Source organism: Antrihabitans stalactiti (assembly GCF_012932915.1).
GTDB classification, from domain to species: Bacteria; Actinomycetota; Actinomycetes; order Mycobacteriales; family Mycobacteriaceae; genus Antrihabitans; species Antrihabitans stalactiti.
This window is the reverse complement of sequence record NZ_VCQU01000007.1, coordinates 374,699-391,031: the sequence shown is the minus strand read 5'-3', so window position 1 is coordinate 391,031 and position 16,333 is coordinate 374,699. Positions and strand designations below refer to the sequence as shown.

Annotated in this window: 12 protein-coding genes; all 12 read left to right on the top strand. The window is 59.1% G+C overall.

What is annotated here, in order from left to right:
• Positions 1-5 precede the first annotated feature (5 nt).
• The 12 genes from FGL95_RS21405 to FGL95_RS21350 all read left to right on the top strand — a co-directional run bounded on the left by FGL95_RS21405 (position 6) and on the right by FGL95_RS21350 (position 16,300).
• Positions 6-1,601 (top strand): flavin-containing monooxygenase, encoded by a 1,596-nt coding sequence (locus FGL95_RS21405; RefSeq protein WP_169590507.1) that lies wholly within the window; start codon positions 6-8, stop codon positions 1,599-1,601.
• A gap of 301 nt (positions 1,602-1,902) precedes the next feature.
• Entirely contained in the window at positions 1,903-2,643 is a 741-nt protein-coding gene (locus FGL95_RS21400; RefSeq protein ID WP_420838069.1) for an ABC transporter permease, read from the top strand.
• A complete protein-coding gene (locus FGL95_RS21395; RefSeq protein WP_169590504.1) occupies positions 2,643-3,509 on the top strand; it encodes an ABC transporter permease in 867 nt (288 codons plus the stop codon). Before FGL95_RS21400 ends, FGL95_RS21395 begins: the two co-directional genes overlap by 1 nt.
• A 64-nt stretch (positions 3,510-3,573) precedes the next feature.
• A complete protein-coding gene (locus FGL95_RS21390; protein ID WP_169590503.1) occupies positions 3,574-4,566 on the top strand; it encodes an MlaD family protein in 993 nt (330 codons plus the stop codon).
• On the top strand, positions 4,563-5,570 hold the full coding sequence (locus tag FGL95_RS21385; RefSeq protein WP_169590501.1) for an MlaD family protein: 1,008 nt from the start codon (positions 4,563-4,565) through the stop codon (positions 5,568-5,570). Before FGL95_RS21390 ends, FGL95_RS21385 begins: the two co-directional genes overlap by 4 nt.
• A complete protein-coding gene (locus FGL95_RS21380; RefSeq protein ID WP_169590500.1) occupies positions 5,558-6,601 on the top strand; it encodes an MlaD family protein in 1,044 nt (347 codons plus the stop codon). Before FGL95_RS21385 ends, FGL95_RS21380 begins: the two co-directional genes overlap by 13 nt.
• Positions 6,602-6,635: 34 nt before the next feature.
• Positions 6,636-7,709 (top strand): MlaD family protein, encoded by a 1,074-nt coding sequence (locus FGL95_RS21375; RefSeq protein WP_240963180.1) that lies wholly within the window; start codon positions 6,636-6,638, stop codon positions 7,707-7,709.
• A 41-nt stretch (positions 7,710-7,750) separates the two neighbouring features.
• Positions 7,751-8,791 (top strand): MlaD family protein, encoded by a 1,041-nt coding sequence (locus FGL95_RS21370; protein ID WP_338079958.1) that lies wholly within the window; start codon positions 7,751-7,753, stop codon positions 8,789-8,791.
• Between the two features lie 14 nt (positions 8,792-8,805).
• Positions 8,806-9,747, top strand: a complete 942-nt coding sequence (locus tag FGL95_RS21365; RefSeq protein ID WP_338079957.1) for an MlaD family protein — start codon at positions 8,806-8,808, stop codon at positions 9,745-9,747.
• A gap of 28 nt (positions 9,748-9,775) precedes the next feature.
• Positions 9,776-10,405 (top strand): hypothetical protein, encoded by a 630-nt coding sequence (locus tag FGL95_RS21360; RefSeq protein ID WP_240963179.1) that lies wholly within the window; start codon positions 9,776-9,778, stop codon positions 10,403-10,405.
• 107 nt (positions 10,406-10,512) lie between these two features.
• Positions 10,513-12,723 (top strand): acyl-CoA dehydrogenase family protein, encoded by a 2,211-nt coding sequence (locus FGL95_RS21355; RefSeq protein ID WP_169590493.1) that lies wholly within the window; start codon positions 10,513-10,515, stop codon positions 12,721-12,723.
• Positions 12,724-13,327: 604 nt separating this feature from the next.
• A complete protein-coding gene (locus tag FGL95_RS21350; RefSeq protein ID WP_169590492.1) occupies positions 13,328-16,300 on the top strand; it encodes an MMPL/RND family transporter in 2,973 nt (990 codons plus the stop codon).
• Positions 16,301-16,333: the final 33 nt, after the last annotated feature.

Genomic DNA, 16,333 nt, shown 5'->3' with positions numbered 1-16,333 from the left:
CGCGCATGACCTCAAGTACGAAAGTCGAGACGACGGCCAGTTCTGAAGAAGAAGTTCCTGATCACGAAGTCGTCGTGATCGGCGCAGGGTTCGGTGGAATTGCTTCCGCTATCGCACTTCAACGAAAAGGTATCTCCGACTACCTGATTGTGGAGAAATGGGGCGACGTGGGCGGCACTTGGTTGGCCAACACCTATCCTGGTGTGGCGGTGGACATCCCGTCGTTCATCTACAGCTTCTCCTTCGAACAGCGCGCAGACTGGTCGCGCGTTTTCGCCCCAGGCGCGGAGTTACTTAGGTATGCGAGAGAGATTGTCGACAAGCACGGCCTGCGTGAGAAGTTGCGCGTCAACACCAAGATAGAACGCGCTGAATTCGACGAGACGCAGAATCTTTGGCGGCTTTGTACCGACGGCGGGGAGCAGATCACATGCCGGTTCCTGGTTCCTGCCGTCGGGGGGCTAGAGCGCCCGAAGCTGCCTGACATCGACGGACTCGACTCGTTTGCAGGTTCGTTGATGCACACCGCATTGTGGGATCACGACGTGGATTTGACGGGCAAACGGGTCGCGGTCATTGGCACCGGCGCGACCTCGCTGCAACTCGTGCCGGCGATCGCCGAGAAGGTCGGTCGACTCACGGTGTTTCAGCGAACACCGATCTGGTTGGGTCCCAAAGTCGACGCGGAGATCGGGTCTCGTGGTCGACGCATCCTCGGCCGTCGAACTCTTCGGTCCGCATTTCGTGTTGTCGGCACGGTCGCGACAGAACTCGCTATGAGCACCATGCTGGTCGGACCGGCGTGGTTGAATGACCTCAGCAGACGCGCAACGGAGAATCAGATGCGCAAGTGGATGAGCTCCCAGGTCGACGACCCGGCTATCCGCGAGAAATTGATCCCGCAGTACGGGTTCGGTTGCAAGCGACCGTCCATGTCGAACACGTATCTGAAGACTTTTAATCGCGACAATGTGAGCTTGGTGACCGAGTCCATCGAAAGGGTTACTGAGAAGGGTGTTGTGACGGTCGACGGGATCGAGCACGAGGTCGACGTGTTGATCTGTGCAACAGGTTTCAAGCTATGGGATAAAGGGTCGATGCCGCCTTTCCCGGTTGTCGGACGCGGTGGTATGGAGCTGGGAGAATTCTGGCAGAATAATCGTTTCCAGGCTTATCAGGGTGTGTCGATCCCGGACTTTCCCAATCTATTCCTCGTCATCGGACCTTACGGGTTTGTGCTCGGTTCCTACATCTGGATGATCGAGGCCACCACGGCTCACCTGAGCAGGGCAATCAGTGAGGCGAACAAACGTGGTGCGACGAGTTGCGAAATCCGCCGAAACGTCCATGATGCGTATTTCAAGAAGTGCTTGAAGCGACAAGAATCGAACATGTTGTTCACTCCAACATGCGCGGGGTCGAATACCTATTACCTTGATCATCATGGAGATTCACCATTTCGGCCGTCAACGCATGGCGAAATGTACTGGCAGAACCGCCACTACGACCTGAACGACTATGTATACGGCATCGAGACGCTTCGGCCCGTGATCCCGACTGGCACATCCTCGACACGCCGCGTCGAAAATGGCGACAAGTGACTCGGCTACGCAGATTCAATTGCGGGTACGCGGCAGATCCAACCGCGGGCGGTCGAACGGTTGACGATGTGCCGCACACAGCGGGGTCAACCGTGCGGACCTCCGATACGATCCCTGAGATTCGGCGATTCAAGTACAATTCATTCAGCCGAAATCTCGGGGGAAGGAAATGACGGAAAGAAATGTACTTGCGACCGCTACGCGGAGCGCTCCAAACAAAGTAGCTTCCCCATATGCGAGGATCGTGCGGAAGAATTTTTCCGACGCGGTCGTCTCGAGTTTGCGAACGTTCGGTCGAGCGGTGGACGTCGCAAAGGAGTCCGTCGGTGGTGCAGCCCGCGATATTGTCAGTTTGAAATTTCAGTGGCGAGAAATGCTTCAACAGTGCTGGTATCTGATCACCGTGACGGCGTTGCCAGCGATCCTGATGGCGGTGCCGTTTGGCGTGATCGTGTCGGTGCAGGTCGGCAACTTGATTCATCAGCTCGGCGCGGATTCACTTCTGGGGGCGGCGAGCGGCCTCGGGGTGATCAAGCAGGGCGCACCGCTGGCGACGGGTCTGCTTTTAGGCGGCGCCGGCGCCGCGGCGATCGCAGCGGATCTGGGTGCCCGCAGCATTCGCGAGGAAATAGATGCTTTGCGCACTATGGGCATCAGTCCGATACACCGGCTTGTCATTCCGCGAATGGTCGCGATGGTGATCGTTGCGCCGATGCTGAATATCTTGATCATCTTCGTCGGCGTGTCGGCTGGGTACGCTGTGGCGGTCGGTGCTCAGGACGTGACACCGGGTAGTTATTGGGGAACGTTCGGCTCGTTTGTGACTCTCGCCGACGTTTGGGTCTCGCTCCTCAAATCAATGATTTTCGGGTTCCTGGTGGTGGTGATCGCCTGCCAGCGGGGGCTCGAAGCCAAGGGGGGTCCACGTGGTGTTGCCGACGGTGTGAATGCGGCTGTGGTGCTTTCGGTTGTCTCGATCACCATCGTGAACCTTTTGATCACTCAATTGGTCACGATGTTCATCCCCGTGAGGCTGGCCTGATGCCCGCGTCGGGTTATGCACCCAAACACTTCGGCTGGGTGAGACGGATCCTCGACAAACGCGGCAGTGCAGCGGCACCGGTGGAAACATTCGGCTTCGTCCTGACTTTCATTTGGCTAGCTTTGTCGTCGATCCCGTTGACGCTCAAGCGGTATCGCGCCGAGACTATGCGCACGATCACGGATATGACGTGGGGGCGAGGGTCGATCATTGTGGGCGGTGGCACGGTTCCGATGCTGATCGTGCTCGGCCTGGTGATGGGCGGTTCGGTCGGGATCGAATCGTTTGCGACCCTCGACATCATCGGAATGGGCCCCGTCACTGGCCTCGTCTCGGCCTTCGCCAACACTCGCGAGTTGGCTCCGATCGCTGCCGGCATCGGATTCGCGGCCCAGGCCGGATGTCGGATGACCGCTCAGATCGGGTCGATGCGAATCTCGGAGGAAATCGACGCGCTGGAGGCAATGGGCCTGCGGTCGATACCGTTCGTCGTTACGACCAGGGTGATCGCTGGGGCAATCGCGATCGTGCCGACGTTTCTGATCGCATTGATCCTGAGCTACTTCTCATGCAGCTTGGTCATCGTTTTGCTGCACGGGCAAGCATCCGGTGTTTACGACCACTACTTTTTCCAGTTCATCAGCGGCTGGGATGTGATCGCAGCGGTTATCAAAGTCCTAGTTTTCTGCATCGCCGTCATCCTGATTCATTGCTACCAAGGCTTTTTCGCAACCGGCGGTCCGGAAGGGGTGGGTATTGCATCTGGTCGGGCGGTTCGCGCGAGCTTTGTGGCGATCATCGCCCTGGATATGCTGCTGACCCTCGCGCTGTGGGGCTTTAATTCATCGATCGACTTCACGGGATAGGGCTATGCCGATATACGGGATTCCAGGAGTATCGACCAACAAGCGGCGCTCAAAAGTAGCTGGTGTGCTCGCACTAGCGTTGGTCACGGTGGTGGCGATCTCGTGGATCGCGGTCGACAAGGCCCGCGGGGACGACCGGATGCAGATCGTCCTACAGACGGATTCGATCGGGGACGGTATCGCGCCAGGAACCCAGGTCCGTCTCGACGGAGTGAACGTTGGCTCGATTGCCGCCATCGACAGCGGGGAGTCCGGGCGACAGCTGATTACCTTGAGGCTGAACCAGTCACGGCTTTTCGGTGTCACCGATAGCCTTGCCATCGACTATGCACCGGCAAACCTCTTCGGCATCAGCGAGGTCGAGCTGAAACGCAGGGACGGCGGATCTCCGTTGCAAGAAAACGCGATAATAGACCTTAGCGGTGATCATTCGGCAAGGGCGCAAGACGCCACGATGGGTGCGCTTATCCGGTCCCTCTCTCAGACGAGCGGCGACGTACTCACACCGCGGCTCGCCGAAAACTTGACGAGGGTTGCCGCCAACCTCAGTTGGTTCACACCGCTGATCGAAGCAATGATTGCTACCGGTCAGAACCTCGCAGACACACAGATATATCCCGTCTCGTTCCTGCTCGGTCAGTATGGATCCACGCTGACAGGCGCCGCTGCGCTGATTGACGGCACTGTCAAGCTGTTGGACCGCTTCAAGAACATCGAAGTATTGCGGACCCAGCGCGATCTTTTCGACACCGGTGTCAACACGATCGCAAAGGATTTCTTTCCGGCGGTCGCCAACACCCTGTTCACTGCGCAGCGTTACTTCAGCGGCTATGCCGACATGCTGACGCCGATTCTGAACATCACGAGTCAGATGGTGCCGTCGCCGCAACTGTCCGGATCCCAACTCCGCGAAATATTGGCCCGCTTGGACAAGTCGTTCACCGACACACCGGACGGGCCGATACTCAACCTGGCGCTGACGCTGCGTGGAGTTCCAGCATTGTCGGTACCGCTGCTAGGGACCTCATCTGCCCCGATAGCAGGAGGCCCGCGATGAAATCGGTCGTCCAAGTTGCGTGGAAGTTGATGTTGTTCACGGTCGTCATCGCGGTACTGCTGGTGTTCGTAGTGCAAGCGGTCAAACGACCAGTGTCGGGAGACACTCATGACTATTCTGCTGTCTTCACCGACGCCAACGGCCTCAAGTCCGGTGACGACGTGCGCATGTACGGCGTGCAGGTCGGCAAGGTGCAGTCGATCGCGCTTGACGCAAACCAGGCGGTTGTGAGATTCACCCTGCAACGCGGGCGAGCGATCTACGACTCGAGCAAACTCGCGATCCGCTATCAGAATCTCACTGGCCAACGGTACGTGGACATCCAGCAACCGGCGGTGTTGTCAACTGAGATCTCGGCAGGAACGACGATCGGTACGTCGCAAACTATTGCGTCTTTCGATATCACAGCATTGTTCAATGGGCTGGAACCCGTTCTTGCCGAATTCTCACCGGGCGCTCTGAATCAATTCGCTGAGACTATGCTCGCTGTGATCGAAGGAAACGGTGCCGGAATCGGACCGGCACTCGAGTCGATCGAGAAGTTGAGCAACTATGTCACCGACCGTCAAGCCGTCATTTCCGTCCTCGTCTCGAACCTGAGGGCGATCTCCGACAAGATCGGCGGGAAGTCGGCGCAACTGGTCTCGCTGATCACGAAACTTTCGACATTGATCGCCACATTGCACGATAAGATCGGCAGCATTATCGAATTCGCGCTCATCGCTCCACCCATCCTGGGGCCGATCAACAATCTGCTCGCCACTCTGGGGCTTACAACCGAGACCAATCCCGATTTCGACACCGATATCAAATTATTGTTCCCCGATCCGCAGCACGCAGTCGAGGTTCTCGGTCGGCTACCCGCGCTGCTCCAAACGCTCAACGCCCTCATCCCTGACACCGGGCCAGGTGTGAACCTCGCCTGCACGAACGGAAACGTGTCTGCGCCGGGCCCCTTACAAATGCTCATCGGCGGGCAAAGGATATCGATATGCAAACGCTGAATCAAAAGTCGCCCAAGAGGATTCGCTTTGGGAGCAGCAAGCCGATTCTTCACGGTGCTGCACTGGAACGACACGAGTTGTGGTGGGGCGTAGCAGGCGCCGTTGTCGTTGTGCTCGCCCTCGTAGTCAGTGCTGTCGTCTTTGTTGTGCCGCTGGGTAAGTCGACCTACACCGCCGATCTGTCCGAAGCCGGATCGATCAAAGAGGGGGATGGCGTTCGAGTCGCCGGAGTGCCGGTGGGGAAGGTGACATCGCTCGAGCTGCAAGCTGACACCGTCCAGATGACGTTCACCGTCGATAGTGACGTCTTCCTCGGAGATCAGACAACGCTCGACATCCGAATGCTCACCATCGTCGGTGGTCACTATGTTGCCGTCACTCCGGCCGGCACATCCGCGTTGGGGAAGAGATCGATTCCAGCCGACCACGTCCGGCTGCCGTACAGTCTGTCGCGCGTATTTCAAGACGCCGCCACACCGATCGCCGATGTAGACGGCGAGACCTTACGGAAAAATTTCGCGGCCGCGCAGACCGCGATCGCGTCGAGCCCCGAGGGGATTCGGCGAACAGGGAACGCGATCGAATCGCTTGTCGATGTCCTCGATAAGCAAAACGACGACGTCTCCCGAATGTTGGCGTTCGTCGACGAATATTTAACCGCGGTCAACGCATCGAAATCGGTACTCGGAGACATGATCACGAGAATCAATTTGATGGAGACGATCGCGATCGACAAGCGAGCCGAGATCGACGAATCGATCACGACGATCGCCGAGGTGTTGTCGCGCATCGCGGCCATTGAGCCGACGTGGCAGTCCACATTGAAGCCGATGGCCGACAAGCTTGCTGAAGCGATTCCTGACCTGGAGCGGCTGAGTGAGAAACTCGGGGGGATCGTCGTGAGTGTGCGGGACTTACTGTCGCGCCTACAGACCATAGTCTCACCGCAGGGTGATGTTCTCGTCGACCAATCGTCGACCACGATGTCGGCCCCCGCCCTCTGCATACCCGTTCCCGGAAAGGTGTGCTGAGACAGTGGAGCGCCTGCTTGCTTCTCGTGGGTTCATGTCGATCCTAGGAGTGATCGTGACCGGCGCAATGGTGGTCATCGCCTACTTCATCGTGTTCGAACCTGCCAAAAAAACGCAGAGTTACTGCGCCCTCATGCCCGACGCCGTCGGTCTCTATACCGGCAACCAGGTCACTATGCTCGGCGTGGCCGTCGGCACCGTGACCGATATCGAACCTCAAGGCGAGGCAGTGCGCGTCGACTTCGAGGTCGATGCAGACCATCCGTTGCGCGGCAAATTGTCAGCGACGACGGTGTCGGACACAATTGTGGCCAACCGCAACCTGGCTGTCCTCGGTGATGGCCACGCGAGTGCGGACTGGGACCCGAACATGTGCATCACACATACACTGACGCCGAAAAGCATGACCCGAACTTTGAACGCGCTCGGCGAACTTGCCGATGAGCTCAACGGGTCCGATGATCCCGCAGAAAAGGCTCGGATCGTCGATGGGATCAACGCATTCGACAAAGCAACCGCTGGCACGGGTCCGCGGATCAACGAGCTGATTCAGAAGCTTGGTGGTGCACTGGACTCACCCAATGCCGCGATCGGGCACATCGGGGCGCTGGTCGACGCGCTCAGTTCTCTGTCGGCCAGCGTTTCCACCGGCTGGGACGACATCAGGGGCATGCTTACTCGATTTGCCGTAGTCCTCCAGCAGGTGAACTCCGAGATACTGGCGCCGGTGGGGCCCGTCGTCGATGACCTTCGCGCCATCATCCCGTGGCTCAACGACATCACAACCAAGTTCGGTGGCCCGATCCTGCAGGTCCTCGACGCGTCAGTCCCACTGCTTCATTTCATCGGCGCCAACGTCGGCACGATCCAGGAAATCATCCGGATGATTCCGCCGGTAGCGGGGGCCTTCCAGCGTTCGACCGACCCTCGAAGCGGCAAGCCCGCCTTGACATATGCGTCACCGATCGTCGCGATTGCACAGACGAACGCGGACCAGGTATGCGCAGCGGTGAACATGGTCGCTCCCGGTCGGTGCGCGTCAGCGGCGAACGGGCTCGCGGACGTACAGCTGGTCCCGTTGGTACTCGCAATAGCCGGTGCACGATGACCGCGGCGTCACGAGTTCGCTTTGCGCGGAGACTTGTGAGAGTGGTCGTTCCACTGGTCGCAGCAGCCTTGGCATTGAACAGTTGCGCGTTCGACCCATCCTCGGTGCCTTTGCCCGGAACTACGGTTTCCGGCGAGACGTACCGCGTCCGAATCGAGTTCGAAAATGCGCTGAATCTGCCGGCGCGCGCCAAAGTGGCGTCCAACGGTATCCAGGTCGGCACTTTACGCGCTGTGACGCTCGTGAACCCGACCGAAGCGCACGAAGGGTATGTCGTTGCTGATGTCGACATCGCGAAATCGGTCAAGCTCCCGCGCACAACCACCGCCGAGCTCCGCCAGGCTACAGTCCTCGGCGATATCTATATCGCGCTGATTACGCCGTCGAACGGCTACGACAACCCAATTCCCAATGGCGGAACGATCACTCGGCAGCAAACGAAACCCGCATTGCAGGTTGAAGACACGATGGCCGGCATTGCAACCTTCGTACAAGGCGGCGCAATCCACGAGATGCAGGACATTATCAACCGGATGAACTCTGTCCTGCCTGCGGATCCGAAGGAAACGGCCAGGATATTCCAAGTTGTCGGCGCAAACGTTGAAGACGTATCAGCGCATCTTGACCAAGCAGACGCGTTCCTTGACGGAATGCAGGCCACCACCGGCGTCGTTATGGAAGATTCGGACATACTAGCTGAACTGCTTACTGAAGCGGGCGTCACGCAGGCGACAAACGCGATGACGTCGCTCATCGGGCTACTCGGTCTCTACGACGGATTCGCCGCAATCACACGTTCTCTGGCGTGGGTTTCACCACTAGCCGCGGCGGGCAATGCCGCAGCCAGGGCATTTATGCCCCTTGCATTCACTGCTCGACCCTTGGATCTGAAGGCGCCGTCGAACCTGAACAAGTTGGTTGAGTTGATTCGCGAAAAGGTCATTCCCTTTGCCGATCACGGGCCGAAGGTGAATATCGTCGGCGCTGACATCGAGGGCTCACCTGCCGGTGCCGGACTGTCCAAAGACGGCCAGGTCGATCGAATAATCGACACTCTCAGGATGATCGGGGCGGTCCGATGAAGTTGAGCTCACTGGTGTCACTCACCGCGATCGCGGGTGTGTTGGTGTTCGGGGTCGGTTACTTGACATTCGGTGTCGTGCGTGTGGATTGGTTCAAGGAGTACACGAGCGCGACGATGCTGCTCACGAACTCAGGAAGCCTCGCAGCGCGGTCGCCAGTACTACTCAGAGGTGTCAAAGTAGGCGAAATTACCTCTGTCGACAACGTCGCAGAGGGAGTCGAAGTGAAGTTCCGGGTCGATGACAAATTTCGAATTCCCACGGCGAGCACGGTGATAATAGAGAACCTTTCCGCGCTTGGCGAACCATATGTCCAATTCACCCCCACGCGGAACAGCGGACCGTATCTTGAAAGCGGCCAACGAATCGACACCAAAACAATTCAGATGCCGCTATCGATCCCTGAGGTCGCCCGAACAGTGACGAATCTGCTGAACCAACTTGATCCTCAGGCGCTCAGCAACATCGTGAACACACTCGATCAAGGTTTGGCCGGAACCGAATCGGTAATCCCGCAGCTTGCCGAGTCGACCCAGCTGTTGGCCGCCACAATCCTGAGCAGAAGCCCACAAATTCGCAGCACGATGACCGATCTACAGGCGATCGGTGCGGACATGGAATGGGCCGGACCCTCGATGGCCGCGGCCGGCCCAGAATGGGGCAATTCCGGAACCCAGGCAGACCTCATCGCTGAGGCGATCGGGAAACTAGCGAGGATCGGAAAAATTCCCGACGACTATGTGCAAGGCAATGGGCTGGTGCCGTTCTTGAACAATGTGTCCGCCTACCTGACCGAGGTCGGTCCGGAATTGCAGAAACTCGTGCCAATAATTCAACCGCTTGCCGCCGCATCAGAAGCGTCGATCCCGCAGATCGATATCAGCGCACTAATTTCACAAGCACTGAACGCTACCGGTGACGACGGCGCGCTTCATCTGCAAATCAATATCAAATGATCTCCACCGCAACAAGAACGGAACGCCGATGATACCCCTATTAGCAAAAAGGCCAGAGAAGCCGATCGACGACGACGACGCGAAACCCGACGATTCGGCTCGAAAAGTAGCGACGACTATCGACGACCGAGAGCGGGCAACCATCTCGATCCGAACGTCAACCATGGTCTATGGTGCGGTCATCATCGTGTTGGTTGCCGCCGTGTCGATACTCGACTGGCTATGGCTCTCGGCCCAAAGGGATCTGAGCGATATAAACACGAAGGCAGTCGCCGATCAGCGGGCGGAACAGGTGGCCACGGACTACGCGGTCGGAGCATCGAACATCAATTTCCAGGACGTCGATGCGTGGCTTGGGAAACTGAAGGCCAACACGTCCCCACAGCTGGGCAACAAGTTCGACGCGACGGCACCGCAGCTGCAGGAAATCCTTGTTCCGCTCAAGTGGACTTCGACCGCGGCCCCCATCGACGCCGTGGTCGAGTCGGAGGCCGACGGAGTCTACAAGGTGAACGTCTTCCTCAATGTAACGTCCACGAGCGCGCAGACTCCCGCGGGTGCACAGACCACTGTCACCTACAACATCACGATCGACACGAACTCAGATTGGCTGATCACCGACGTTGGCGGCATGGACGGTGCCCTGCCCGGGAAATGACCTCGAAATGGGCGAGGTCCACACGCTGAATCAATGACCTCACTTCAGATGATTTCGTCAGGCGCAGACAGACTTCTGCCGGTAGCTCACAGGCAAGGATCAGTACGGTGTCGATAGCCATCAGTTCGGATCACGTCGCACTCGCCGAGTCGGTGCGATCGCTAACGAAGCGGACCGTTACGTCCGCGGACCTACACGAAGTCCTCGATGCGAAGGTGGAGGTTGAACCCGCCTACTGGCGTGCGGCTGCCGACATCGGGCTATTCGGGCTTCACCTTCCCGAACAGTTCGGTGGTCAGGGATTCGGATACTCCGAATTGGTGGTGGTCATCGAAGAATTGGGGCGATCCGCCGCACCTGGTCCGTTCATACCGACGGTGCTGGCCGCCGCCATCGTCGAGCTGAGCAGCAACACGGACGCGAAGAACGCGCTGTTGCCGTCCCTCTCGGATTGGTCACGACGCGGCGCGGCGTCGGTGCGTTCCAACGTGGTCGGGCGGATCGAAAACGGCTTGCTACACGTCGAAGGCACCGCCAGTTCGGTGGTCGGCGCTTCGGCCGCAGACGTTGTGGTGCTGCCGGTTTCGGTCTGGGCAGGCGAAACGCGACCGACGTGGATTGCACTGGATGCCGCCGATCTGACGATTCGTGACTCGGCGAGCGTTGATCTGTTGCGTCCCATCGCAGACATAGAAATAGCCGCGCAGGTTGTTCCGGCAGACAGGGTGCTCGGTGTCCTCGACGGCGCCAGGGTAGGTAGTATCGCTGCCGTTCTCTATTCGGCAGAGGCGGTCGGGGTCGCATCCGCGTGCACACACATCGCGTCGGAGTATGCGAGGGTGCGCCACCAGTTCGGACGGCCCATTGGCCAGTTCCAAGCTGTGAAGCACAAGTGCGCAGCCATGCTGGTCGGCGCGGAGCGAGCGGCGGCGGCCGTCTGGGACGCCGCCCGCGCGCTCGACGATGCGACATCGAGCCACGTTGACCTTTCCGCCGCAATCGCAGCTGTGCTCGCACCACCTGCCGCCCTCACGGCGGCCCAGGACACGATCCAGGTGCTCGGCGGTATCGGGTTTACTTGGGAGCACGACGCCCATATCTATTACCGGCGTGCTATTGGAATCTCCGCCGCTATCGGGCGGAGCACTGTCTGGACTCGCACAGTCACAGAGCGCGTGATCGAGTCAGGTTTGCCACTGATCGAGGTGACGCTGTCGGACGATGCCGAGCGCCGTCGAGGCGAGATCCGCTCCGCTGTAGCAGAACTGGCCGCTGCGCCGGCGGACGAGCGGATCGACCGGATCGTCAACGGCGGTTGGGTTCTGCCGCACCTGCCCATCCCGTGGGGTCGTAATGCCGACGCCGTCGACCAGGTGATCATTCAGCAGGAGCTCACGACAGCCGGGATTGTGCGGCCCGAGATTGCGTTGGCGAACTGGATGGTGCCCTCACTGATCGCGTACGGCACATCGGAACAGCAGCAGCGCTACCTGCCGCAGACCCTGCGCGGTGAGGTGTTCTGGTGTCAGTTGTTCAGTGAGCCGGGCGCGGGATCGGATCTTGCGTCGTTGACGACCAGAGCCACCAAGGTGGTCGGCGGCTGGCGGCTCACCGGTACCAAGGTGTGGAATTCGTTGGCCCAGTTCGCTGATCGGGGCTTCTGTCTGGCGCGAACCGATCCCGCGGCTCCCAAGCACGAAGGGATCACCTATTTTCTGATCGATATGAAAGCGGCTGGCGTCACGGTGAAACCGCTGCGCGAGCTGACGGGCTCTGCGTTGTTCAACGAAGTGTTCCTCGAGGACGTTTTTGTCTCCGACGAAGATGTTGTCGGCGAGGTGAACAAGGGGTGGGAGGTGACCCGCAATACGCTTTCGAACGAGCGAGTGTCACTGTCTAACAAAGATCTTCCGCTCTACGCGAGTTGCAGCGACGTTGTCCGCTACGCGCAGCAGACCGAACTCGACGCCATTGCTCAAGATCGCATCGGACGCCTCGTTGCCGAGGGCTATACAGTTCGTCTACTCAACTTGCGGTCCACGATGCTGCAACTCGACGGTACCGATCCCGGCGCATCGTCGAGTGTGGCGAAGCTGCTGAACATGCGCTTCGGCCAGCACGCCGCCGAGGTAGTGCACGCCGAATTCGGGTACGAGGGCGCATCCGCGAACGAATCGCAGGCCGCCGGGAAGTGGGCGAGCTACCTTCTCGCGAGTCGGGCAACCACAATCTACGGCGGCACGACTGAGATACAACTGAACATCATCGCCGAGCGTCAGCTACACCTACCCCGAGATCCAGCACCGATCGAAAAGTGACTCGTTACTTTGAGTCCTGCGGCTGCACTCAAGGACCGCTCCATGGCTGCACAGACAGGTTTCGATCCACGACCCGCAGTCGCGACACGAAGAATTGGCGAGAACACCCGGTAGCGACGACGCGGGAAGTGTGATCTTGGGTAGGTAACAGGAGCCCTCACCACAGGAGGCATCGCAAGATCGCTCGCAACCAGCACCGCCGTACGGGGACCGGACTCATTCTTTCGAATATTGCTGCCTACGTTGTGATTTAGCCCCATACGACCCATTTCGGGCCGATCGGCTCGATGCGAGAAACCCAGTCGCAATCATTGGACGGGTGAGGTCGAGGAAGTCTCGCATCGCCAGAGTCGGGAGACGGCGCACGGGCTATTGAAGGCGCCCGGCCGGCACGATGAATGAAAACGAAGTTCGATGCCGGTAGCGAGCTTGGCGGCGACGCCACCTTATTCCCGACAACGACAACTTTAGGATACGATACTTTCAGTATCGAATCTGGAATCGATGATCGGTCCTTTCCCTACGGGAAGGAAATCCGAGGTGAACTGGGCGCGTTCCGCGCTTGTGCGTGGGGCCGACAATTTGAGTAGTCAGGTAGGGGTCAATGAAGGCCAACAGAGGCATGAGTTTCGATCGGCTGGGGCACTTCGTTGTGCGCGCGCGGTGGTGGGTGATCGGCTTCTGGATCGTCTTGGCGGCGGCGTTGAACATCGCTTTTCCCCAGGTGGAGAGTGTCGTGCGCGAACAGTCGGCTCCTGCTTTCCCTCCTGACTCGCCCACATTCGCCGTTCTGGACAAGATGGCGAAGGCATTCGACGAAGAGGGTTCCCGCACGACGGTAATCGTGGTTTTGGAAGACAAGTCCGGCCTGGATCAAGGCGACGAGCACGTCCTGAGAAATCTGATTGCAGCGCTGAAGGCGGACACCGAACACGTCCTCAGAGTGCAGGATTTCCTTGACGAGCCGCAGGGGAAAGCGCTCTTCACCAGCCACGACAACCAATTGTGGTATCTGCCGGTCGGCATTCAGGGCGACATCGGTACGCCTGACGGCAACGCTTCAGACCTTAGGGTCCGCGATATAGTCGCGGAGACAACCCAAGACTCGAACCTAGAGACCCGGGTGACGGGGCCGCCCTCGACAGGTACCGACATGGTAGTCATCGGTGAATCCAGCATGGCGTTGATCACGGTGGTGACCGGAGTCCTTATCACGCTGATTCTGCTGCTGATCTATCAGTCGCTCGTGACCGCCCTGCTTCCGCTGATGATGATCGGAATAACGCTCGTGGCAGCGAGGGGAGTCGCGGCCGCGTTGGGCCTGGCAGGGTTCGGCGTGTCGGCTTTTACGGTCGCGTTCATGACGGCAGTTCTGGCCGGCGCAGGTACCGATTACGCCGTTTTCCTCATCAGCCGATACCACGAGTTCGTCCGCGGTGGGCTCGCATACGATCGCGCGATAGGCGAAGCTGCGGGCGTAATCGGAAAGGTCATTGCGGCATCAGCGGCCACCGTGGCACTCGCGTGCGCGTCGTTGGCTTTCACACAGATGGGGTTCTTCGCTACCGCCGGTCCCGCGTGCGCAATAGGTATCACCCTTGCGTTTCTGGCGTCAGTCACGCTGCTGCCGGCGGTGCTATCGGTAGCGGCGGGTAAAGGAAAAGCCCTGCCTAAGCGCGACCGCACGGCTCGCGCCTGGAAGAAGGTCGGCGTTACCGTGGTTCGACGGCCGGTGCGTGTCCTTGCGATGAGTCTGGTGCTTCTGCTGGGGCTGGCTGTGTGTGCAACCTTCATAGACGTTAGTTACGACGACCGCAGTGGTCTACCTGACGATCTGCAGAGCAACGAGGGTTACGCGATGCTCGATGCGCACTTTCCCAAAGACTTTGTACTACCGCAGTATCTGGTGATCGCCAGCGAGTCCAATATGCGGACGCCCGAAGGCCTCGCGGATCTCGAACAAATGGCTGCGCGAGTGGCGCAACTGCAGGGAGTCACAGCTGTTCGCGGAATCACGAGGCCCGACGGCAAGCCGCTGACGGAAAGCTCGGTCTCATATCAGGCCGGTCGCGTCGGGTCCGGCCTGGCCGATGCCGCCAGCGAGATCGATTCGCGCGCAGCAGAATTTACCCCAATGCTGGACAAAGTCGACCAGATGGTTGCAGCCATCACGGATTTGCGCGAAATGTCGGAGCCCATGTTCGCCGCAGCGGTAGACGCGAGCGACTTACTCGACCGAGCAGGGGGTTTCGACGGGCTGGACGCCAGGTTGGCCGAGGTGCAGGGCGCGTCTGGTCAGCTTGAGGCAATGAATGGTGCGATCGATGAATTCGCTAATGCCGCAATGCAACTTGCCGATCTTGCACAGTCTGCCGAGCCGTTGATAAATGTGCTGAACACCAGCTCGTTCTGCGACGTCGATCCTCGCTGTGTACAACTGCGCTCTCAGCTGCAACTGTTCGTGGGTGTCGGCAACGATTCGCTCGGTGCCCGCGTTACGCGACTGCGCGACGCGGTGACAACGCTGACTGGCGGGTCGTCGATTTCCGAAACCCTAGGAGAGGCTCGAGACGCCCTCGCCTCGGTTAAGTCTGCGATCGTTGCCCTCGGTGGAGACCCCAACGATCCTGGGGGACTGGTGAGTACGGCACAGGGAACCATCGGCACAATGGCAGTCGATGCGCAGGCCTTCGGTGGCCGGTTCGCAGAGCTTGGCCCAGCCAAGGATCAGCTGCAGTCTGGTCTCCAGCAGGCGGCCGACTATCTGCTGGAGCTGAAAAATAATGCATCCTCGCAAAACATGGCGGGGTTCTACATTCCAGCGATCGTCGTCAACAGTATCGACTTTCAAACCGCGGCATCTGTGTTCGTCGGTGCGGACGGGCACGTGGCTCGGTATCTGATTTCGACGGAGTTCGGGGCATTCGGCGACGAGGCAATCGAGCTGACCGGAAAGATTCGGCAGACGGCACAAGCTGCGGTGCCCAATACCAGTTTGGAGAACAGTACCGTCGAGGTTGCAGGTGCCACCTCGCTGACCGAGGACGTCAAGAAATACCTGAACGACGACTTCTTACATATCATGATCACCACGTTGATCATCGTCGCGTTGGTTCTGATTCTGCTTCTGCGGGCGGTCCTCGCACCGCTGTATCTGCTGATTTCGGTTGTGTTGTCCTATGTTTCGGCACTGGGTCTGGGTGTCATCGTCTTTCAGCTCTTGTTGGGCCAGGAGCTGTCTTGGATGTTGGCACCGATGGCCTTCATCGTGTTGGTAGCGGTCGGGGCGGACTACAACATGCTGCTCATTTCCCGGCTGCGGGACGAGTCGTCCCGAGGTATTCGCGTCGGCGTCATTAGAACCGTCGCGTCCACTGGCAGCGTCATCACCTCTGCCGGAATCATTTTCGCGGCGAGCATGTTCGGACTCATGGCAGGCCAGTTTCAGGGCATGATTCAAATCGGCTTCGTGATAGGAACCGGGCTCCTGCTGGATACATTCATCGTGCGAACAGTTACCGTTCCAGCCCTCGCCTCGCTGATTGGCCGTGGTAACTGGTGGCCGTCGAAAGTCTAGGGATCTCGGGACGCAGTCGAATTGGTCCCCAAA

What these genes read in the sequence shown, in the direction of transcription:
- FGL95_RS21405 (WP_169590507.1), top strand. Translation starts at nt 6, where the DNA reads ATGACCTCAAGTACGAAAGTCGAGACGACGGCCAGTTCTGAAGAAGAA.
- FGL95_RS21375 (WP_240963180.1), top strand. Translation starts at nt 6,636, where the DNA reads ATGTCGATCCTAGGAGTGATCGTGACCGGCGCAATGGTGGTCATCGCC.
- FGL95_RS21350 (WP_169590492.1), top strand. Translation starts at nt 13,328, where the DNA reads ATGAAGGCCAACAGAGGCATGAGTTTCGATCGGCTGGGGCACTTCGTT.
- FGL95_RS21385 (WP_169590501.1), top strand. Translation starts at nt 4,563, where the DNA reads ATGAAATCGGTCGTCCAAGTTGCGTGGAAGTTGATGTTGTTCACGGTC.
- FGL95_RS21380 (WP_169590500.1), top strand. Translation starts at nt 5,558, where the DNA reads ATGCAAACGCTGAATCAAAAGTCGCCCAAGAGGATTCGCTTTGGGAGC.
- FGL95_RS21360 (WP_240963179.1), top strand. Translation starts at nt 9,776, where the DNA reads ATGATACCCCTATTAGCAAAAAGGCCAGAGAAGCCGATCGACGACGAC.
- FGL95_RS21395 (WP_169590504.1), top strand. Translation starts at nt 2,643, where the DNA reads ATGCCCGCGTCGGGTTATGCACCCAAACACTTCGGCTGGGTGAGACGG.